At 50.2% G+C, this 20,422-nt stretch carries 19 protein-coding genes and 1 tRNA gene; 8 read left to right on the top strand and 12 right to left on the bottom strand.

The genetic code is table 11. The features are described 5' to 3' along the window. The 4 genes from L21SP2_RS05985 to yidD form a co-directional block, all read right to left on the bottom strand. Complete coding sequence (locus L21SP2_RS05985; protein WP_024267603.1) at window positions 1–1,920, bottom strand: TRAP transporter large permease; 1,920 nt, start codon at window positions 1,918–1,920, stop codon at window positions 1–3. 2 nt (window positions 1,921–1,922) lie between these two features. Then, a complete protein-coding gene (dctP, locus tag L21SP2_RS05980; protein ID WP_024267602.1) occupies window positions 1,923–2,939 on the bottom strand; it encodes a TRAP transporter substrate-binding protein DctP in 1,017 nt (338 codons plus the stop codon). Window positions 2,940–3,097: 158 nt separating this feature from the next. Then, window positions 3,098–4,042 (bottom strand): TRAP transporter TatT component family protein, encoded by a 945-nt coding sequence (locus L21SP2_RS05970; protein WP_024267600.1) that lies wholly within the window; start codon window positions 4,040–4,042, stop codon window positions 3,098–3,100. A 63-nt stretch (window positions 4,043–4,105) separates the two neighbouring features. Then, on the bottom strand, window positions 4,106–4,447 hold the full coding sequence (gene yidD, locus L21SP2_RS05965; protein ID WP_024267599.1) for a membrane protein insertion efficiency factor YidD: 342 nt from the start codon (window positions 4,445–4,447) through the stop codon (window positions 4,106–4,108). 258 nt (window positions 4,448–4,705) lie between these two features. Between yidD and L21SP2_RS05960 the strand changes: the two genes are divergently transcribed. After that, the gene (locus L21SP2_RS05960) at window positions 4,706–5,392 is read left to right on the top strand and encodes an alpha/beta hydrolase (protein WP_024267597.1); all 687 of its coding nucleotides are present in this window, start codon (window positions 4,706–4,708) and stop codon (window positions 5,390–5,392) included. Here L21SP2_RS05960 and L21SP2_RS05955 read toward each other — a convergent pair. The 4 genes from L21SP2_RS05955 to L21SP2_RS05940 all read right to left on the bottom strand — a co-directional run bounded on the left by L21SP2_RS05955 (window position 5,370) and on the right by L21SP2_RS05940 (window position 8,458). Continuing rightward, entirely contained in the window at window positions 5,370–6,032 is a 663-nt protein-coding gene (locus L21SP2_RS05955; RefSeq protein WP_024267596.1) for a hypothetical protein, read from the bottom strand. The two genes, L21SP2_RS05960 and L21SP2_RS05955, sit on opposite strands and share 23 nt — an antisense overlap. 221 nt (window positions 6,033–6,253) lie before the next feature. After that, window positions 6,254–6,928: a SanA/YdcF family protein gene (locus tag L21SP2_RS05950; protein WP_024267595.1), complete on the bottom strand. Its 675-nt coding sequence runs from the start codon at window positions 6,926–6,928 to the stop codon at window positions 6,254–6,256. 166 nt (window positions 6,929–7,094) lie between these two features. Next, complete coding sequence (locus tag L21SP2_RS05945) at window positions 7,095–7,811, bottom strand: HEAT repeat domain-containing protein (RefSeq protein WP_024267594.1); 717 nt, start codon at window positions 7,809–7,811, stop codon at window positions 7,095–7,097. A 65-nt stretch (window positions 7,812–7,876) separates the two neighbouring features. Then, window positions 7,877–8,458, bottom strand: coding sequence for a hypothetical protein (locus L21SP2_RS05940; protein ID WP_024267593.1), 582 nt, complete (start codon window positions 8,456–8,458; stop codon window positions 7,877–7,879). Window positions 8,459–8,584: 126 nt separating this feature from the next. Here L21SP2_RS05940 and L21SP2_RS05935 point away from each other — a divergent pair, with 126 nt between their 5' ends. Then, window positions 8,585–10,639 carry a hypothetical protein gene (locus L21SP2_RS05935; RefSeq protein ID WP_024267592.1) on the top strand — a complete coding sequence of 685 codons (2,055 nt, stop codon included), beginning with the start codon at window positions 8,585–8,587 and terminating at the stop codon, window positions 10,637–10,639. 27 nt (window positions 10,640–10,666) lie between these two features. Here L21SP2_RS05935 and L21SP2_RS05930 read toward each other — a convergent pair whose 3' ends face one another. After that, complete coding sequence (locus L21SP2_RS05930; RefSeq protein WP_024267591.1) at window positions 10,667–11,233, bottom strand: 3'-5' exonuclease; 567 nt, start codon at window positions 11,231–11,233, stop codon at window positions 10,667–10,669. Window positions 11,234–11,324: 91 nt separating this feature from the next. On the opposite strand from L21SP2_RS05930, the gene L21SP2_RS05925 reads away from it, so the two are divergent. Continuing rightward, the gene (locus L21SP2_RS05925; protein WP_024267590.1) at window positions 11,325–11,612 is read left to right on the top strand and encodes a hypothetical protein; all 288 of its coding nucleotides are present in this window, start codon (window positions 11,325–11,327) and stop codon (window positions 11,610–11,612) included. A gap of 46 nt (window positions 11,613–11,658) precedes the next feature. Here the strand turns inward: L21SP2_RS05925 and L21SP2_RS05920 are convergent, their stop codons facing one another. After that, complete coding sequence (locus tag L21SP2_RS05920; protein ID WP_024267589.1) at window positions 11,659–13,428, bottom strand: phospho-sugar mutase; 1,770 nt, start codon at window positions 13,426–13,428, stop codon at window positions 11,659–11,661. A 92-nt stretch (window positions 13,429–13,520) separates the two neighbouring features. On the opposite strand from L21SP2_RS05920, the gene L21SP2_RS05915 reads away from it, so the two are divergent. The 4 genes from L21SP2_RS05915 to L21SP2_RS05900 are packed head-to-tail and all read left to right on the top strand — an operon-like array spanning window position 13,521 to window position 17,813. After that, window positions 13,521–14,390 (top strand): RsmB/NOP family class I SAM-dependent RNA methyltransferase, encoded by an 870-nt coding sequence (locus L21SP2_RS05915; protein ID WP_024267588.1) that lies wholly within the window; start codon window positions 13,521–13,523, stop codon window positions 14,388–14,390. A gap of 43 nt (window positions 14,391–14,433) precedes the next feature. Next, complete coding sequence (locus L21SP2_RS05910) at window positions 14,434–16,461, top strand: ATP-dependent helicase (RefSeq protein ID WP_024267587.1); 2,028 nt, start codon at window positions 14,434–14,436, stop codon at window positions 16,459–16,461. Window positions 16,462–16,479: 18 nt separating this feature from the next. After that, on the top strand, window positions 16,480–17,157 hold the full coding sequence (locus L21SP2_RS05905; protein WP_024267586.1) for a protein-L-isoaspartate O-methyltransferase family protein: 678 nt from the start codon (window positions 16,480–16,482) through the stop codon (window positions 17,155–17,157). Window positions 17,158–17,186: 29 nt separating this feature from the next. Then, window positions 17,187–17,813, top strand: coding sequence for a DNA-3-methyladenine glycosylase I (locus tag L21SP2_RS05900; protein ID WP_024267585.1), 627 nt, complete (start codon window positions 17,187–17,189; stop codon window positions 17,811–17,813). Between the two features lie 486 nt (window positions 17,814–18,299). Here L21SP2_RS05900 and L21SP2_RS05895 read toward each other — a convergent pair. Next, window positions 18,300–18,386 (bottom strand) — tRNA-Leu (locus L21SP2_RS05895). Window positions 18,387–18,449: 63 nt separating this feature from the next. On the opposite strand from L21SP2_RS05895, the gene L21SP2_RS05890 reads away from it, so the two are divergent. Continuing rightward, window positions 18,450–19,268, top strand: a complete 819-nt coding sequence (locus L21SP2_RS05890; protein ID WP_024267584.1) for a TatD family hydrolase — start codon at window positions 18,450–18,452, stop codon at window positions 19,266–19,268. On the opposite strand, the gene L21SP2_RS05885 is transcribed toward L21SP2_RS05890, so the two are convergent. Continuing rightward, complete coding sequence (locus L21SP2_RS05885) at window positions 19,237–20,418, bottom strand: ATP-binding protein (RefSeq protein WP_024267583.1); 1,182 nt, start codon at window positions 20,416–20,418, stop codon at window positions 19,237–19,239. The two genes, L21SP2_RS05890 and L21SP2_RS05885, sit on opposite strands and share 32 nt — an antisense overlap. Between the last annotated feature and the right edge of the window lie 4 nt (window positions 20,419–20,422).

The raw sequence follows: 20,422 nt of genomic DNA, 5'->3' as shown, positions 1-20,422 counted from the left end.
TCAGGCGGCTCCCACCAGCCATAAGCTGAACTGGGGAACAAAGGTAATGATCAGAACCAGCAGAACCTGAAGAATCAGAAAAGGGACAATACTGGCATATACTTGGGTAAGAGGTTTCCTGAAACGGTATGAGCTGAGAAAGAGGTTCAGGCCCACAGGCGGAGTACGGAACCCCAGTTCGAGATTCGCCAGGAAAATGATACCCAGGTGCAGAGGATTAATGCCGAATGCTTCGCCCAGGGGCAGCACCAGGGGCACCACCACAAAGATGGCCGAATAGATATCCATGAGAGTCCCGGTAACAAGCAATGCCAGGTTCAGCAGAAGAAGAAATACAATTTTGGAAGATATTCCGGTCTGAACAAATTCTGCAAGCCGCTGGGGAATGCCCGCATCTACAATGAAGGCGGACAATCCCTTTGCCAGCATGAGTATCATCAAAACTCCGCCCACAATCCGCATGCTCTTGAGCGAGACTCTTCCCAGGCTGCGGATGGTGAAGTCTTTCTTGATGAAAAGCTCAACCACCAGAGTATAAATCAGGGCAATGGCGCTTGTTTCCAAAAGGGAGGATATCCCGGAAAAATAGAGCACCAGGGTAACCACGGGAATAAGCAGCTCCCAGAAGGCATCCTTCACTGCTGCGAACACCCTGGATGCTTTCAGAGGTATCACTTCGTTGTGCGAACGAATTGACCGGTAAATACCGAACAGGCTGATTCCCAAAACAAGAATGAGACCCGGCACCACCCCTGCCAGAAAAAGATCCCTGATATTTACTCCTGCCACAGAGCCGTAGAGAATAATCGCCAAACTGGGAGGGAACAGCAGACCTATGCTCCCGGAACTGGTAAGAAGTCCGATGGTGAACTTTTCCCCGTACCTCCCACTGCCGTGGAGCACCGAATACAGCAGACCTCCAAGGGCAAGAATGGTCACCCCGCTGGCACCGGTGAATGTGGTGAACACCGCACTGACAAGCACTGCAGCAATAACCATCCCCCCGGGTATCCAGCCGAACATGGAGGTGAACACCTCAATAAATCGTTCGCTGGCCTTACTCTCTGACAGAAGGTATCCGGTAAGGGTGAACAGTGCGATGGACGATATGGCGGAATTATCCAGAACCGCATATCCCTCATACAGTATGATGCCCGGTCCGGATCCCGTTCTGAGAAACAGCAGCATTCCAATGCCGCCGAGAACGGCGAAAAGGGGCAGACCCAGGGGAACATGGGCAATGATTACAATAATCAATACCGGAATCAGCGGAGGAAGTATTCCGTACCACAGCTGATCGATGGAAAAGAACAGGTCCGGGACTGAGGGGGACACCTCGAAGAGAATGCTTAACAGCGATGGAAAACTGGTGAAAAGCCCCAATATCAAAACAGCCGCATGGGCCAGCACGAGCATGCCCCGGGCACGCAGTCTCAGCCAGTGAAACAGTATGCCGAAAAACCCCAGGGGTATGAAAGCGACAAACACTTGAATGGGTATTCCGATAATCCGCTCATCCAGAAAGGCCACAAACAGCATTTCCAGACTTCCCAGAAAAAACTGAACAATAATAAAGCTTCCCACCAGGTCCCGGCTGAGCCTGAGAGCAGCCGCCCATTTTTCCTTTCGGGAATCCAAGCCCAGATCCAGCTTGAGATGGTCGCCGGTGCTGGCGGTGTAACTTCCCGCCATGGCGGTGAGCATAACCACAAAATGAAATACCAGCGGGCCCAGATAGGGAACATCCCCGGCGCCGATAAGGCGGAGAAATGCCGAGATCACCGGTAATGATGCAAGGAGCAGATACCAGGTATAACCGCCGAACACCTCAATCCACTGGAAGCCCTTCAGGGCGGATACCGGATCGTCCTGGGTTTCCGCCTGCTCCGCCTTCAACGCTGCATTATCGGAAGCATTCACTATTAATTATTCTCCCTGAACTCATCCAAAAGGTCGGTCATTTTTGAAATGAGATCATTATCGAAGTAGCTGGAATTCAGCTCATCCCGTTTCTGTTCAAATACCTCATACCACTGATCTTCCTGCTGGGCGGAGATACTGATTATTTCCAGACCGTATTCCTGCATCAGTTCAAGGGCGTCTTCCTCCAGACCTGCAAGTTTGGATTCAATCTCAACGCCGATCCGTTCAGCGCTCTCCATCAGCTCTTCATGATACTGCTCAGGAATTCTTCGCCAGGTTCTTTCATCAATATAAATCGCGCCGAAAAAGGGTGCCACCGGCAGATCCAGCATTTGATTGGTTACCCCGAACCACTGGAACCCCGCAACACCCAGGGGCGCATACAATACCGAATCAATAAGCCCGGAATTCAAGCCGCTGAGGATTTCCGGAGATGAGAGGGGTACCGGCTGCATTCCCATTCCACGCATAACCTCGTTGATATCTTCCACAAAATCTCCTGTGGCTACCTTTAATCCGCCAAGGTCTTCGGGAGAACGGATCTCCTGTGTGGAGAAGAATTTCAGCCATCCGGCATTTGACCAGGTGAGTATTTCATAGCCTTCATCCCGGAATGATCTATCCAGATCCTCCTCAAGGCTGGCCAGAACGTAGTTCAGCTCTTCATCGCTCTCGATAACTCCGGGCATCACCATGCCCCAAAGCTCAGGCACTACAGTGGTCAGACCGACTGTGGTAACCGCCGCGCCCTGAAGCTGTCCCAGCCGTATTTTCCGAACAAAATCCTGCTCATCTCCGGCAACACCTCCATGAAACACCCGGACACGCACCCTGCCGTTGGTAATTTGCGACCATTCGGCGGCCATCCGGTTCAGACCTTCGCCCCAGGGTGTGGCCTCAGGGGCAATTGAAGCAATTTTTACGGTTTGAGCCCCCGCTGATACCATCCCCAGAGCCAGCAATACCAGTGTGATCCCTGCGATCCTGCTCAGAGAAAAACGCTTACGTGATTCCAATCGGTTCCTGTTTTCTGAAGCTGTCGTCGGTCTGGCCGACGTATGTATTTGCAAAATATTCATTTTTCTTTCCTCTTGTATCCTTATCATCAAGGTATTTGGATATTTCCCGCTGATTTTCTGATCCTGAAAGTTTCTTCCCTGCCGGAGCGCCGGTGTCACAGGAGGAAAAAGTCATCCAGATGATCAAGATACCATCGGGCCTTCCGCTGCTGGATGGTATTCAGCAGGATATTTTCCGGATACTCCTCAACTGGTATTTCCAGCGCTTTTTCCATAAGTTCAATAAAGCGTTCCACATCCTGGGCGGGTAAGGCCACAGAGAGAGCAAGACTCACATAAGGTCCTGCGGAACTTCCCTGCTGAATCTCAACGGCCCGGGCAAACGCCTTCTCGGCCTTTTCAACATCGCCGCCCATCCCCTGGGGAAGTGATGCATATACTGATATAAACAATTCCTCGATGCTTCCGTTGCTGTAATCAGGATCCAGACGGTACACTGCATTGAGCAGGGTAAGCACCGCCGGGAGCCTGAACCCGATTTTCATGTCGAAGGAGTCAATTGATGCGGCTGCGAACCAGCCTGCGGCATACCAGTACACCAGCCCCACATCCTGCATCTCAAGCTCGGCTGCATAGCGCTCAACTTCTTCACCGCTTTCCACGGCCTTGAGAATCCCCGGATGACGCAGCTCGAGAGCTCTTCCCAGCATATCCCTGCCCCGGAGATACAGATTTTTCGCACGGCTGTATGCATCGAACTTTGATTCAAACTCCTCGGGTTCGGACAATTCGGCAGGAGTCTGAATAAATCCGTTGGCGTACATAATATACAGACTTCCTGTTGTTTCTATGAGTTCAAGATGCTCAGGATTTTGCTGAAGAAGTGTTTCATACATCTTAATGGCAAAGGGAAGAGCATCCCCCACCAGTGCGGGATCATTGTCACCCATGAAAACCTGACTGCTTCCTTCGCCTGTGAGGGCATCGGAAATGCGGTTCACTGCATATTGCTGAATGGAGCAGGAACTGAATAGAAGAAGAACTGTTACCGCTGTCAGCAGAGTCAGCAGCATGTTTCGCCGTCCTGACACCATATTCATTGTACACCTCTCTCGTGTTTCCCATGTGTGTGTCCACACAGATTTTCGCACCTTTCCGGAAAATCAGTGATTCCCCGAACCCGGTCCCGAATAAAACTTGCGGTATCCCCGGGGGATTTCCTTCCATCTCCATTGATCCGGCACCGGGTCATGCCCTCCGGAGAACCAACCCCAGCATCTGAACATTCGTGAAACTGCAAGGATGCCGCCGGCAAAAACTCCGAACCGCATAATTGACTTCTTGCCGTATTCTGAACAGCTTGGGTGGTAGCGGCATGCACCGGGGGTCATGGGCGAAATCAGCCGCTGATACAACAGAATCGGCAGAATCATGATCCAGCGAAACACGGTGATGATTTTTCGCAGGAGACCGGCCCTGGGCTGCTGTTCAGCAGAATTGCTCAATCTGATACATCCTCCGGGCTGATCCCTTCAAGGGGTTACAGCCCCTGTCACCCCTTTATATTTGAAAAAACCCTTTACGCCTCTGCCTTTTTACTGGCAGCTTGATGCCCGTTTAATGGCAGGTTAATGGATTTTTGAAAAACGGTATTTTGGAAATCCCGTACTATGATAAGATAATACATCCACCGGGATAGAACAATCCACAGGACGGATTTCCTTGAGAGGACCGGAAGTAATCAGTTTTTTTAGGATATATATATGAATTTCACATGGAAACAACTGGAGAGCTCATCATCTCACCAAGGCGATGAAGCTGAAAACGGCAATCCGGGCGGACATATTATTCTGGCCCACGGGTTCGGCGCTCATGCAGGAGACCTGGCTCCTCTGGCTCAGAATGCCCGGGGTAACGCCCGGTGGCTCTTCCCACAGGCACCGGTTACGCTCCAGCCGGGAAGCTATGCATGGTTTCCCTCCACTGCCAGGGATATGCAGAGAGTCTTCGACGGTGAATATTTTCATCAGCTTGAGGATATGAGTATTCCCGAACTGGGAGACAGGGCTGACCAGCTGGTAGAGGATGTGGAGGAACTGGGTATCCCCTGGGAGAATACCATTCTGGGGGGATTCAGCCAGGGCTCCATGCTTGCACTCAGGGCCGCCCTTGAGCATCGCCTTCCCCTGAAGGGGCTCATTCTCCTTTCGTCCGCCGCGGTTGACCGCAGCCGACTCAGTCATCTGCTGGATCAGGAATACCGGGTGCCGGTATTTATAAGTCACGGAAATGCGGATCCCGTGCTGCCGTTCCCAGGGGGAACCCGGCTGAAAGAACTTCTGGAATCCGGGGAGTGGGATGTACAATTTCGAGAGTTTGCCGGAGGACACGGAATACCGCCGGAAGTGGAAACTGATATGGTGGGTTTTATCGGCGATCTTCTTCGCTGATTTCAACATTCCAGGTATCGGAGTCTTCGTTCAGCCGAAGCCGGGCGTACAAGGCTGAGTTTTCCTGATCTATTGCAAGAAGATCGTAGGGGGTGAACTCTCCAACAGCGGGAAATATAAGCCTCCTGCTGTCTCCGGCAATAAACACGCTTTCATCGTCCAGAATATCAACCCCCCAGGTGATTGAATCCGAAGGGCTGAGAAACAGATACCAGATGTCTGTCCGGGAATTGTTGGTTAGAACAAGCTCACGAAACTCCATTTCCTTTCCCGGCCCCAGATAATTCTCCAGACGGATATCAAGGTAGGCCTCCCGGCCGTTGGATACGGGAAACCGGTCTATCCTGTACATGTCAAAATCTTCATCCACCGCCAGAAAGCTGAAGCTGCTTTCCAGACCCGGATAATGGATATAAAAACGCAGCCGCCCCCCGTCAACAAGCCCGCCATCCTGGCTGAGCAGATCAGGTCCCCAGTTTTTGCTGTCCGTGGGTGAATAAAAGAGATAACGAAGTTGAAACCCTGTGCTGTTGGAAACAGTGATGCGATTCAACTCGCCGGGGTCAATTGCCTGGCCCGACACCGGAGATACGATGATGAGCAGCCGAATGAGAATAAGTATCCCGGAAATTCGTATCATATCTCACATTATGTTACGTTCCCGCAATTTTTGTACAGTGCACCGAAGCTTGTGAAAAATATATATTTCTGAAAATTCGACGGTACTGATGGCGTCGGGTATTTTTCATGCGTTACATATGTTGGTTTTGAATAAAAAAAGCAGTGCTTCACAAGCTTCCGTGCACTGTTGATTTTTTTAGGCGGATTCCCGGGGTTTTCCAGGAGAGATTCAGCTGAATATCATGACATATCATTTTCGGGAATTACAAGAGGAGGTATGGCCTCGGGATCACCAAGAAATTTCGGTGTTCTATTCAGGATATGAACATCCAGCAGGGCCTTCACTCTGGCAAGCACCTCCCGTACGAGCACGCTCAGGCCGGCAACCCCGCCAACATCCTTTGCATTGTACGCCACAGCATTCATATTCTGTGATGCTGCAATATACAAGGCCCTCTCATTGTGAAAACGCTGGCTGATAATAATGGGATCTTCCTGACCAAATACTTTCCGGGCTCTGATCACTGAATCCAGGGTGGAGAACCCCGCATAATCCAGGACGATCCGGTCCGCAGGAATGCCTCTGGCCATCAGTTCCTTCTGCATGTAAATCGGTTCGTTGTACTGCATGGAACTGTTATCGCCGCTGGCAAGTATGTACCTGATTCTTCCGCTTCGGTACAGAAGAACTGCTGCTTCAATCCGGTTTTGAAAAAACTCGCTGGCTGTACCCTTGCGGGTTCTTGGGCTTGTACCCAGCAGCAGCCCCACCTCCCGGGATGGCAGATCCTTCAATGTATCGTAGAGATTATCCCCAGCCTGCTGGGTGATCACACTGTAGGATAGAATGAGAGACAGGAGGAAGAGGGGAATTGAGAAGGCTATGATCCGTGTAATTATTCGCACTTTATTCATGATATATCAGCCGGGATTATACACAACTGCAGGTAATTTCAAAACCTTTGTTCATACATTGCCCCCAGCTGAAAAGAAAAAACACCCGGAAAGATACACCGGGTGCTTCGGGTTTTGTGTGGTATTTCTGAAATTGTACGGATTCGGGCTGACTGCCCGGAATCGCTCAGCGGCCCATCTCCCGCAGCTGTTCAATAACATCCAGGGCTTTCAGACGAACAGTCTGAATGTAGTTCCCTCCAACCACGTCCAGAAGAGATGCCAGAACATCCGGATCGGCGATGCCTTCCTCTGACCGCATAAGCTTTTCCAGAGACAGAAGGCTGGCGAACGCCAGATTATTGTCGGGATTCACCCGTGCGGTGTTCCTGTCCAGTACATCTGCAAGATACAGGGTAGTACGCATATTTTCATTGCTTCCGATAACACCCAGAGCATATACCGCTTCGGAAAGAACCATGGGCTCGGGATCATCATCAACAACATCGAACAGAATCTCCTGCGCCCGTTCACCGCCGATCTGCCCAAGCAGCTGTACGGCCTGACGACGCACTTCAGGATAGTTATTCACTACCCGCCCTCCGGAGCGAACGGTTTTTGTAACTCCTTCGCCGGCCAGGGACTCAAGAACCACAACAACTGCCTGGTCGTTTTGGGTGACTCTGCCGTCATCCAGCATTTGGCGGATGGTCTGGAGAGCCAGAATCTTGTTATCCCGGTTTTCGGAGACGGCCTGACTGCGAATCAGCTGAATCTCAATATCTGAACTTAAATACAATTCCTCAATGGTAAGAGAACCGCTGTCCTCTTCCTGGGCACTCAGCCCGGAAACAACAAAAAGGAAGATCAGGACGAGAGGAAGCAATCCCTTCAATACCTTCATAGCACGCTCCTTGTGTGGTAAATCCTTACATACAGAATTATTCAAATCACTTCTATTGTATATTACTATCGTTCAATTTTCCACTCATTGTCCACTAATCGGAGACGATAGACGCTGATGCGCTGATCCCGCACAATCATAATGGCTTCAACGCTCTTTTCGTCCAGAAAAACCAGATCATCAAGACGGAGATTGGCCCGGCTTGGCACCACCACATGAAGGAAGAAGTCTTCCAGCGTTTCCAACTCAATCCCGGCGGACTGCAGGCGTTCGCTCTGGGAATAGCGTTCAAGCTGTTCCGGAGAGGAGTAGTATTTCCGGTAATCCTCCGTCAGATAGCTGAGCCATTCCTGGTACTTTTCCTGACGGATCAGACTGTTCAGCTCCGCAATCACCGCTTCAACCTCAATGAAGGTCTGATCAAAGACCTCTTCGCTCACTTCAAAATCTTTTTGAGAATCTTCCTGAGCTGTTTCGGGTTCTTCCACGGCCGGTTCGCTTTGTTCTTCCTGTTGCTGTTCCTCAGCCTGGATCTTCGCTTCTTCACTTTGTGTATCAACAGGATCGATGCTGGTACATGCGGAAAAGAGAGGAAGGACCAAAAGCAGAAGAATAGGTGTTCCTGGTACGTTATATGTTTTCTTCATATCTTTAGGATGATAGCGACTTTTTTTCAGTTTTGTCAAATCGAAAGGAGATATTTGTGGAGATAAATGGACTGTTACCAGAACACATAGTGTGTTATAACTGATATATGAGGAGTGTACAGAGCCATGTCATCCCCAATTGATGTTCAACGTCTTATCACGCAATATCTTAAACAGTACAAGAACCCCTCAATCAGCTATAGTCAGCTGCTGACATTCACCGAACGGTATCTTCAGCAGAATGAGCTTGAGAATCCCCACATGCAGGATCTCAGGCAGGATGCTCATAGAACCCTTTCCCATCATCTGCGAAGCCTTGAACAGAACGGAAAAATCGAGATTCAGAAAAGCCAGGATCAACCTGTTTCCATCTTTTATGAACTGTACTTCCACGAAAAAATCCGGAATTATTATAAGAAAATTATGGAGGACTTCGGCCTGCCCCTTGCCACCGAAGAAAACCTTTCCCTTGAAATTCCTGAAGAACGAATTCAGGCCATTGACATAAAAAAAGAATTTGTGGAATGGCTCAGCAAGGACCTGGAGAAACCCAGAATCATCCGGATTCTGTTTCCCGCGGGACTGAAGAGTCTGGTAACGACCTCCGCCCTGCTGAAGAAGGAGATGATCAGCGCATCCATTCAGAAGATCCGTCAATATCTGCAGCAGCAGCGCAACCACTCCTACATCTCACAGAAATTGGTCCCCATCTTCAAAGGCAGAGAGGTGGCGGTGAAGGATTTGATGAGAATCATCACCCAGTCACCGGAGGCGGCGGCCCGTACCGTGGTTGAGGCATCGGAGTTTTCCTTTCAGGTCTGGACTCAATTATCAACCTTTATTATCAAGGAATACGAGAGCAAATCGGATAAGATGGAAGAGGAACACAATTTCTGTCAGGCCGCATATATGATCGGATATTACTGTGTTTTCCACAAAGGGAAGGAACAGAAAAAGAAGGATGAGGCGGGAGCTCTCAAATATCTTGAACAGAACATGAAAAAGCCGCCATATGCCTTCACCCTCACAGAAATCAAAGGCATGAAAGATGATAAGGGCATTCCTCTTTTGAAAAAGTACAGCCGGGAGAGTCTGAATGAATTTCTGGAAGCCAAGACCACGACTCCGGAAAAGGCCGCTCTGCCCGAATTACTGCGGCTTCAGCTTCCAGATGACAGCCAGGTGTATATGTTCGCCAGTTCGGTGGGTAAAGTGCTGGAAAATCAGCGGGTCCGGGCCAGCAAGCAATTCAGAGACTTTTATAAAAACAGCTGGTATTCGGCAATGATGGAAAATGACCGGCTGGATACCATGGATGATGATGAGAAATTCCGGATTCATGTGACCAACAGACTGAGGGAACGGTACCCTCTGCTTTTCACACTTCTTCGATTCGAACTGCTGTATTTGCTCAGCCAGGAACGGAGCACCCCGGATGCATTGAAAAATCAATGTATTGGATTCCTGGATATGCACAATGAAACCATCAAGGATATAGACGAGATCCTGGAGCTGGACCGTAGAAAAATCCTTTCCGACGCCCGCATTCTCCTCCCATTCTGGATGTCAATCCCTATTCTACGGGGAATTGTGCATCTGTTCCGGAGAATATTTCTCGGCAGGGACTTTGTGGACCGGTATCATTCAGAACGCTTCGACCACGAACAGCAGAAGAGTCTGAAAAAGAAAAAAAGCAGCCAGAAGGTTGAAACCATCACCAAACAATTCGGAACCGCACGCCCGTCCGGAGGCCAGAATGATACGGGGTCTGTCCGCAGAGATGATGCCCCCGGCAGCACACCGGCCGACTCGGGCAGCAGTTCCACACCCCAGACCGCAAAAGCCCAGAAAGCGGCCTTCAAGCAGCAAATTCAACGGCTGGAGCCTGAATTTCTTGACCGGGGAAAAAGCCTGGAAATGAGTCTGAGAGAACTTGTGGATAAGTGGAACCCCATACTGGATCAGGCGAAGCGAAAGGATCTGGTGGAAGATGTAAACTCCATGTGCCGGGATTTTATCCGGGGACTGCGAATTACCTACCGCTCCACTCCTCCGGACGCGGACACCATCAAAGAGATGGCTCACCGGCTGGCGGGTAACTCAACCTTCGACCGCATCAGGGACCGAAATTACCTTGAACAGTATATTCAGCTTTATTTTCTGAAAATCCTCGGGCGCTGAGAATGTCAGGGCAGGCACAGTTTTGCCTCAGGCCAGCACCTCTTTGAGGGTGATCTCCCCCATAAAGCTCAGCTCCTGGGCGCATGCATTAAACAGCTTCATGCACTGGATGGAATCATCAACTGCGCGATGGGCGGTATTCAGGGGAAAGTTCAAAAACCCGGCAAGATTCTGCAGGGAGTAACTCTTTTGGCCGGGATATGCACGTTTTGCCAGCTGTTGGGTATCTATGAGTAAGTTCTTGATATCGCTCCTGCCGCTTCCTGCCAAGGCGGCCCTGAGAAAACCCATATCGAAGCTGGCATTGTGAGCCACAAGTATACTGTCCCCGATGAATTCAATAAATGGATCAAGCATCTTCTCAACGGCGGGTTTCGCAGCAACCATCTCATCGGTGATGCCGGATATTTTTGCGGCATCTTCAGGAATTGGAATACCCGGATTCACCAGTTCACCGAACTCGCCGAGAATGCTGTTGCCTTTGAATTTCACCGCTCCGAATTCCACTATTCTGTCGCTTCCGGAATAAAGACCGGTTGTTTCAAAATCGAATGCTACAAATGTCAGATCGTATACAGATGCGTTCATATCCATGCATAAGTACCTATCATATCCGGATTGGAAGGTAAAGTGCCGGCTTGTAAATTCATCTTCCCTGGACCATACTTGGCCACTGGAGGTTTGCATGCTGAACAGTGAAAAACTGATGAAAGAATATGATCTGGAAATCGACGACGTGCGCTGGTATCTTTCGGTCCAGCTAGCCGAGGATCTGCTGTCCCTGTATGAAGAACCCAGGAAGCTGATTCACAGGATCTGGGACAAGAGCCTTGAAGATGAACTGTACAATATGGAAGAGCGGTACTTGGAAGGACTTGACGAAGCCATGGAACAGGGCAGCACGGATGAGGTAAAAATCCGCCAGATCTTCACGGAGATGAAGGCCGCAAAACGGAGAAGGAAGGGACGTTGAGGGAGGATCAGCCCAAAACCGTCTCCTCCCCCATCCGTTCCCTGCTTTAATTTTTTGCCGCTGCTATTACCGACTCAATAAAAGATTCAATTCCGTCGATTTTTTCCTGAACCCGTTTTCTGGATTCATCCAGATCTTTACCCGGTTCATCCTTCACCGACGCATAGAACTTGATTTTCGGTTCGGTGCCCGAGGGTCTGGCGGAAATGATGCTTCCGTCTGAGAGGATAAACTGAAGTACGTTTGACGAGGGTAAATCGATATCCTTCTTTTTGGAGCCGGTTTGAATATCCAGGGTTGTACCGTCCTGAATATCCCGTACAGACGACACGGCTATACCGGCAATTTCAGCAGGAGGATTCTCCCGGAGGCCGGCCATCATGCCGTTCATGATTCCCACGCCGTTTGCACCTTCGAAATATTTACTGATCAGTGTTTCCTGATACAGCCCGAATTCTCCATGAATCTCATCAAGGCGATCCAGAAGACTCTTGCCCTTCTGCTGGTAATAGAGGGCCATCTCGATGGTTACCACGGTGGCGGAGATCGAATCTTTATCCCGCACCTCGTTACCGATCATGAAACCGTAGCTTTCCTCGCCGCCCATGACATAGCGGGGACCGTTATTCTCCTCCAGCTCCCGGATTTTGGAGGCAATCCATTTAAACCCGGTAAGGGTTTCGAACACCTCGGCGCCGTATTTTGCGGCGATTTTCCTCTGAAGATCGGTGCTCACAATGGTATTTATGAAGGCAGGACGCTGAGGAAGAGTTCCCAGTTCCTTCATGGACCCGTACATATAATCTGTGAGAAGAACCCCATGCTGGTTACCGTTGAGAAGCACATAATCGTTTCCGGACTTAACTGCGATTCCAACCCTGTCTGCATCCGGATCCGTTCCGATCACCAGATCGGCATCTTCTTTCCGCGCCAGATCCAGGGCAAGCTTCATCGCACTTGCCTCTTCGGGATTGGGAAATTCAACGGTGGGAAAATCGCCGTCGGGATCCCGCTGTTCGGGGACAATGCTTACCGATATACCCAGCTCATTCATTACCCGTTCAATCATCATGGTTCCTGTGCCGTGGAGGGGCGTGTACACCACCTTCAGATCGTGAGGGCCTTTCATGAGCATATCTGGCCGCACCACCTGGCGCTTTACCATCTCCACAAACTTGTTGTCCATATCCGCATCGATATACTCCACCAGTCCCTTATCCAACGCTTCCTGGAAATCCATGGATTTGACAGGGCCGTTAACCGCCTTCACCTGTGAGATAATACCGGCGTCGTGGGGGGGCGTAATCTGGGCTCCGTCCTGCCAATACACCTTGTACCCGTTGTATTTCTTGGGATTGTGGCTGGCGGTACACACGATACCGCTGGTGCAGCCCAGTTCACGGATGGTGAAACTCAGCTCCGGCGTGGGGCGGAGGGAGCTGAACAGATAGACATGAATACCGTTGGCAGCCAGAACCTGAGCCGCAGTGGATGAAAACAGGGGCGAATTGTTCCTGCTGTCGTAGGCAATAGCCACTGAAAGGCGTCCCTGCTGATCCTTAATGCCATGCTCAAGGAGATAATTGGCCAATCCCTGGGTTGTGCGCTGAATGACCAGCGGATTCATTCGGTTGAATCCTCCGCCCATTACTCCCCGGATTCCTCCGGTTCCGAAGCTCAGATCGGTATAAAATCGTTCAAAAAGTTCATCATCATTGTTTTGTTTCAGAAGAGCTTCAACTTCACTGCGAAATGACTCATTCTGTTCCTGTTCAACATATTCCTGAGCCCGCGCGCGTATGGCTTTACTATCCATTATTCCTCCTGTACTGCTGCAAATACTACGAAGTCGTCAAGTGCTCTGTCAACTATTCTTCACATTCAATTATATGATACCCTCCTTCAGAGATGGCAAAAAAGCGGAAAAAGATCGACAGGGCGGCAAGGCAGCAGATGTTCTCCCGATTTTATGAGGATATGTTTCAGGGCAGATGGCCGGAACTGAGACAGGCCCTCCTGGAAGACCCAACACATCATGAACTGAAAGACGGACTGCTTGACTCCTATTTTCTGGATGAGGCATCCCTGTTTCCTGCCAGGTATCTTGAAGCGGAACATCAGGATGAAATTCTCGATCTCTGTGCCGCCCCGGGAGGGAAAAGTCTGGTGATTCTCTCGAATCTTCTATCCAACGGGTTACTGCCCGGGGAGGCATTCCGCCTTGTACTGAATGAACGTTCGGCGACCAGAAGAGGCAGACTGAAGCAGGTGATAAGCCGGTTTATTCCGGAACATGTTCAAAGCCGTCTCAGCATCACCGGGCATGATGCTGGAAAATGGGGGCTCTACCAGCAGAATGCATACGACAAAGTTCTTCTGGATGTTCCCTGTTCAAGCGAACGGCATCTGGTGAATGACCCCAAATATCTTGACGAGTGGAGTCCATCCAGGAGTGAGCGGCTGGCTCAACAGGCATACAGTTTTCTGCTCTCAGCCCTGAAGACCCTGAAGCCCGGCGGAACAGTGGTGTACTCCACCTGTGCCCTTTCCCGGCTGGAAAATGACGAAGTAATTGACCGTGTCTTTATGAGAATGCTCAAGAAACAGGAGATGACCCTGATAACCCGGAACGACAGAACATACCGCAGCCAATCATCTGCTGAACCCCGGCATCTCCCGGAATGGGTGGAGGACAGCGCACTCGGCCACATCATTCTGCCGGACAGGGCCGAAGGACGGGGTCCAATCTATTTCAGCAGAATTAAACGACTGACCTGAATAACGCTTCCCGATCAGGCCTCAGTGTGATAGAAAGAGCCATATGTCAACACAGTTAAAATCTCTGCTCAACCCCGAGCAGTATGAGGCGGCCACCAATCTGGAAGGCCCTCTGCTCATCATCGCCGGCGCCGGATCAGGCAAGACCCGGGTTATCACATACCGAATTACGGAAATGCTGAATCAGGGCATAAATCAAAGTTCAATCCTTGCCCTCACCTTCACCAACAAAGCGGCCAGGGAGATGGCCGGCAGGGTCAAGGAACTGGTTGGCCGTAAACTTCCCCAGCTCACCGTATCCACCTTTCACAGCTTCGGTGTGCAGATTCTGAAAAAGCATATCACTTTGCTGGGGTGGAGAGAAAATTTCAGTATTTACGATACAAACGATCAGCGAAGTCTCATCAAGGAATGTGCCCGGGAACTGAAATGGAGTCTGGAGTACCTTGACTTCGGCCATTGCATGAGCACCTTCTCCCGGATCAAAACGCGCCGTTCCAAATGGAGTGATCCTGAAATTGATGACAGCCTTCAGCCCCTGTATGAGGAATATCAGAGTCACAGAAAACTCTATAATGCCCTGGATTTCGACGACCTCATCCGGCTTCCCATCGACCTGTTCCAGCAGCATCCTCAGGTGCTTGAAGAATACCGGAAACGGTATAAATACATTATGGTTGATGAGTTTCAGGACACATCCATCCAGCAGTATGAAATGATGAAGCTCCTCGCCGACGGCAGCAGAAACATCTGTGTTGTGGGCGACGATGATCAGTCAATCTATTCCTGGAGAGGGGCGAACTTCGACAATATCAGAAATTTTGAACGGGATTTCCCCGAACTCAGGGAGATAAAGCTGGAGCAGAACTACCGCTCCACGGGCACCATTCTTGATGCCGCCAATCATCTGATTAAAAACAATAAAAACCGGAAAATCAAAGCCCTCTGGACCGGAGGCGACGGGGGAAAACCCATTGAACTCTACCAGCCCCAGGACGAACGCGCTGAAGCCCGGTTTATCTGTGACATGATTCAGACCCTTAATCTCAAAGAACAGATCCATTACCATGATATTTCCATTCTTATACGAACCAATGCCCTTGCCAGGGGAATAGAAGAAGAGCTCATGGCCCGGAACCTTCCGTACCGGATCACCGGAGGAACCAGCTTTTTCGAGCGGCCGGAAGTGAAAGATATGATCAGCTATCTCCGTTGTCTGGCCAATCCCGATGACGACATCAGCCTTCTCCGCATTATGAACACTCCCAGAAGGGGAATCGGGAAGAAAACCCTGGAGCACATGACCGAACTTGCCCAGAGTCAGGGCATGAGCCTCTACGGAGCGATGCAGGCCCTGGTGCTGGCCAACGACAGTCCAATCGGCAAAAGGGCCAGAGCCGACATCGAGGACTTTCTTGAACTGATCAGCGAATTCCGCCCCAAACTTCTCAGCGGCAAAGATCTTGCTCAATCACTGAGAGCACTGATTGCCAAAATTGACTACTGGGGACATCTGGTGGGTGAACACCCTAATAATGAACGGGTTGCCAAGTTCAAGCTCAGGAACGTGGAGTTGTTCACCTCCAGCCTGGAGCAATGGGAGAAAGATCCGGATAATCTCAGTCCCAGCGTTTTTAATTACCTGAACAGGATTACCCTGGCGGGAAAGGATGATGACGACAGCGAGGAAGGCAAGGTGAACCTCATGACTATTCACTCCGCCAAAGGTCTGGAATTTGATGTAGTGTTCATTGCCGGGGTGGAGGAAAATATCATCCCCCACCAAAGAAGCCTTGAGGAAAATGATGCCGGAAGTTATGAGGAAAACATGGAGGAAGAGCGGCGGCTCTTTTATGTTGCCCTGACCCGTGCGAAAATGAAGCTGTATCTTACATCCTGCCAGCAACGAAAAGTGATGCGGGATCTGATGAGCATGACCATGAGTCCTTTTATCGAGGAAATACCCGAAAAGCTCATAGATATTAAGGAACCTGACACAGAAATCAGTGAAGAGGAAGCCCACAACTACTTCGAACTGATGAAGAAGAAATTCGCCGCAGTGGAGGAGTAAAAGTCCGAAGGAGGGAATATGTCCCGAACGAACCGGCAACTGATCAGGCAGATTTACGCCAGACTTGAATCGGAAAACCGGCCTCTCTCAGCCAGGCTGATCCGGGCCTTTGAGCTGGCGGACAGAAGGTACTTTGTACCCCGCAGCCTGAGCCCCGGAGAAATTTACTCCGATCATCCCATCCCAATCGGCCAGGGTCAAACCAACAGCCAGCCTTTTACCGTAGCTTTCATGCTGCAGCTCCTGGCTGTGGAGGAAGGGAACCGGATTCTTGACCTGGGATCGGGATCGGGCTGGACCACGGCTTTGCTCAGCCTTCTGTGCGGGCCCTCCGGGCATGTGCTCGGGATGGACCGGGTGGCACTGCTGCTGGAATTTGCCCGAGCCAATCTCCGGGAATGGAGTGAGCAGCTGGGCGGACAGACAAGTGTATCAGCTTCTATCCTTTCAGAAATAAAAATGAAGATAGCCGGTTTCAACCCGGGGCTTCCAGGCAATAAATTCGATAGAATTCTTGTATCAGCCTCCGCCGGACAAATTCCCGATGAGTTGCTTAATCAGCTGGCATCTCCTGGTATCATGGTAATACCGGTTGGTAATGCCATAGTGAAAATCATCCATTCGCCATCAGGTAAGGCGCACACCGAGCGGTATGAAGGGTTCCGTTTTGTACCCTTTATACAGGAGCAGGAATAGCTGCTTTGGCAGCATAGAGAAGGATACGAATGAACCCCAGCATTTTAAAAGGCAGTCCAGATCCGAACCGCTGTCCCTGGTGTGCCGGATCAGAAATATATGAGAACTATCATGATACTGTCTGGGGTGTACCCAACTTCGATGACAGGGAATTATTCGCCAAGCTCTGTCTTGACGGCCAGCAGGCAGGCCTTAGCTGGCTCACAATTCTGAAAAAAATGCAGAATTATTACCGGGCGTATGATAACTTCAATCCGGAAAAAATCATCAACTACGGGGAAAAGGATTTCACCCGATTGCTCAGCAATCCGGGCATCATCAGAAATAAGCTGAAAATACGATCGATCATAGCCAACTCCAAAGCATTTGTGAAGATGGAGGATGATGGAGAATCGCTCTCCGATTTTCTTTGGGGTCGGATCAACTACTCGCCCATCCAGAATCATTTCAGTGTGATACGTGAAATTCCCACCGAGACCCCATTGAGCAGAGAAATCTCAAAAGATTTGAAAAAACGGGGCTTCAGTTTTGTGGGCCCCACCATAGTGTACGCATTCATGCAGGCGGTGGGCATGGTAAACGATCACCTCACCACCTGTTTCCGTCACAGCGAATGCCGCAATCTTGCAGAGAAAGCCGCCGGAAGAAGTCGGTAAATTCTCCTGCTTCGCAGGACTCCGCAAAATTTCTCTTCGTTCAATTTCCCTCGGCCTTCGGTTCAAGTCCCGTCGCTTCTCCACAATTGCATAAAAAAAGACCCCTGCGGGATCTTTTTTCATGCATACCGGAGACGGGACTTCTCCTCAGTCGGCCACTTCCTGTGGCCTCCTTCTCAGCCGCCTCCATCGCTAAATCGTCTTCCTGACGATTTTCCCTCCCTTTCCGGTCGGGCCGCTCTTCCGGTTCAAGTCCCCTTTAAATTATAAGAAGGCTGAACAACTTCGTTGCTCAGCCTTCTTTTATACCGGAGACGGGACTTCTCCTCAGTCGGCCACTTCCTGTGGCCTCCTTCTCAGCCGCCTCCATCGCTAAATCGTCTTCCTGACGATTTTCCCTCCCTTTCCGGTCGGGCCGCTCTTCCGGTTCAAGTCCCCTTTAAATTATAAGAAGGCTGAACAACTTCGTTGCTCAGCCTTCTTATATACCGGAGACGGGACTTGAACCCGTACAGCTATGTTATAGCCGGGGGATTTTAAGTCCCCTGTGTCTACCAATTCCACCACTCCGGCGAGATCTGGCAGATAGTACTATAGCATTTCATAAGTGGTCAAGCATTTGATATACTGGCGCCTGTGCAGGAAACAGGCACAAAGGGGCGTACATTATTGCATTTTATAGACAGCCATTTTCATATTCTACAGTCTGAGAACCGGGGTTTTGATCCTTCCACCGTGGTGCCAGATGCTTTTGATTCGGGTCTACGGGGCGGAATGGATATTGCAGTGGATCTTGAGCAGATCGACCGGAGGCGGAATTACTGCGCGGAGCAGCCGGGGTTCGGATACAGCATCGGATTGTACCCCAGCTTTTCAACGGATCCAGATCGATCTGTTCTTCTCAAGCGCCTGGAGGAGGAGCTTCACAGCAGGAAAAATGATCCCCTGCTTTGGGCCCTTGGGGAAATCGGCATGGATTTTCACTGGGATTATGGATCGGAAGAAATGCAAGCGGAGCTTTTCCATGCCCAACTGGAGCTGGCAGGGAAGGCAGAACTGCCGGTGGTAATTCACAACAGGGAAGCAGACGATGCCATTCTCAGAGTTTTGAAGTCCCGTCCAACAGAAGGAATTATGCATTGCTTTTCTTCAGATCAGCACACAATGAAGAAATTTCTCGATTTGGGCATGTATATCAGCTTTGCGGGGAATCTTACCTTTAAAAAGGCCAAGGAAATCCAGGAGGCAGCCTCCATGGTACCGTTGGATCGGGTTTTATTTGAAACTGATTCGCCCTTTCTGACTCCGGTGCCCCATCGCGGGAAACCCAACCGGCCGGCGAATGTTCAGCATGTGTATGAGTTCTTTTCACGGTTGAGAGGAGTGCCTGTAGCACAGCTGTGTGATCAGGTGAGGGAAAATTTCACTCGGGCAGTACCTGGGTACGGGGGATAACCAGGCTCACAGTAGTCCCTTTATTCACCCGGCTGTTGATCTGTACGACGCCTCTGTGGGCCTCAATAATTGTTTTGACGCTCACCATCCCCAGACCTGTTCCTCCGCCCTGTGAGGAGGAATAAAAGGGTTCGAAGATGTGAGCCAATACATCCTTATCCATTCCCAGTCCATTATCCTCAATGCTGATACTGATATTCTCTTCATCCACCTGACCGTGGATGGACAGTGTACCGCCCCGGGGCATGGCTTTCCGGGCATTGTCGCACAGGTTTACAATGGCTCTGATCAGCCGTCCTTCATCCACATAGAAGGGTTCATTGCCTTCATGGCTGATGGAGAATTCTATATTCTTGTTCTGGAGACTTTTTTCCAGATACTGCTGTACCTTCTGAAAAATCATCGGCAGGGAGGTGAACACCCAGCGAAGCCTGAGTTCCCCTCTGCTGTAATCCAGCAGTTCTTCGGCAAACTGATTTAATCGTTCCGCTTCCTGTACAATTTTTCGGGAATAATCCTGAACCTGTTCCGGCTGATCGTTCAGCACCTGAAGCATTTCACCGTAGCCTTTAATTACAGAAAGGGGATTTCTCAGGTCGTGAATGATCAAACTGGATAACTTACCAAGGTTTGAGAAGCGCTCTGAGCGGATAAGCTCTTTCTGGGTGGTACGAAGATCATCCAGGGCATGCTGAAGCTCGGTATTCTGCCTGCTCAGGCTCTTTATAAAACTGTCATTGCTGGTTCTGATCATTCGACTGAGAGCCCGGAGCACCGCCAGCATGATTGACGGGTACTCTTCGCTGAGGTCGATAAATGTCTGTTTATGCATGTAGAGAAAACTGCTGTCTTCTGCAGCAAGGACGGTGGCGCTTCTGGGTTCATCATCAATCAGCGCCATCTCACCGAATATGTGACCCGTAGTCTGTATCGCCAGACGGGCGGCCTTATCGGTGCCGTAATTTTTCCAGATCTCAACAGAACCGGCCTGAATTACGAACAGCCGATCCGCCACGGTGTTCTCTTTCAAAATCACCGTATCTTTGGAGTATTCTACGCTTTCGAAATGCGGAGCGATTTTCTGCAGATCCTCGTCACTGAGGATTGAGAAAAAATCAGATCGTCTGAGCAAATTCTCTGTGGCTTTCATGATG

The organism is Salinispira pacifica (genome assembly GCF_000507245.1).
Taxonomy (GTDB): Bacteria; Spirochaetota; Spirochaetia; order DSM-27196; family Salinispiraceae; genus Salinispira; species Salinispira pacifica.
Note: the sequence above shows the minus strand (reverse complement) of the source record. Positions and strands in the feature narration are given on the sequence as shown.

Bases quoted from the DNA above. Each gene is read 5' to 3' on its own strand.
- L21SP2_RS05945 (WP_024267594.1), bottom strand. From the start codon at position 7,811: ATGAAGGTATTGAAGGGATTGCTTCCTCTCGTCCTGATCTTCCTTTTT.
- L21SP2_RS05935 (WP_024267592.1), top strand. From the start codon at position 8,585: ATGTCATCCCCAATTGATGTTCAACGTCTTATCACGCAATATCTTAAA.
- L21SP2_RS05920 (WP_024267589.1), bottom strand. From the start codon at position 13,428: ATGGATAGTAAAGCCATACGCGCGCGGGCTCAGGAATATGTTGAACAG.
- L21SP2_RS05955 (WP_024267596.1), bottom strand. From the start codon at position 6,032: ATGATACGAATTTCCGGGATACTTATTCTCATTCGGCTGCTCATCATC.
- L21SP2_RS05940 (WP_024267593.1), bottom strand. From the start codon at position 8,458: ATGAAGAAAACATATAACGTACCAGGAACACCTATTCTTCTGCTTTTG.
- L21SP2_RS05950 (WP_024267595.1), bottom strand. From the start codon at position 6,928: ATGAATAAAGTGCGAATAATTACACGGATCATAGCCTTCTCAATTCCC.
- L21SP2_RS05915 (WP_024267588.1), top strand. From the start codon at position 13,521: ATGGCAAAAAAGCGGAAAAAGATCGACAGGGCGGCAAGGCAGCAGATG.
- L21SP2_RS05930 (WP_024267591.1), bottom strand. From the start codon at position 11,233: ATGGATATGAACGCATCTGTATACGATCTGACATTTGTAGCATTCGAT.
- L21SP2_RS05885 (WP_024267583.1), bottom strand. From the start codon at position 20,418: ATGAAAGCCACAGAGAATTTGCTCAGACGATCTGATTTTTTCTCAATC.
- L21SP2_RS05925 (WP_024267590.1), top strand. From the start codon at position 11,325: ATGCTGAACAGTGAAAAACTGATGAAAGAATATGATCTGGAAATCGAC.
- L21SP2_RS05910 (WP_024267587.1), top strand. From the start codon at position 14,434: ATGTCAACACAGTTAAAATCTCTGCTCAACCCCGAGCAGTATGAGGCG.
- L21SP2_RS05900 (WP_024267585.1), top strand. From the start codon at position 17,187: ATGAACCCCAGCATTTTAAAAGGCAGTCCAGATCCGAACCGCTGTCCC.
- L21SP2_RS05960 (WP_024267597.1), top strand. From the start codon at position 4,706: ATGAATTTCACATGGAAACAACTGGAGAGCTCATCATCTCACCAAGGC.
- L21SP2_RS05970 (WP_024267600.1), bottom strand. From the start codon at position 4,042: ATGAATATGGTGTCAGGACGGCGAAACATGCTGCTGACTCTGCTGACA.
- L21SP2_RS05905 (WP_024267586.1), top strand. From the start codon at position 16,480: ATGTCCCGAACGAACCGGCAACTGATCAGGCAGATTTACGCCAGACTT.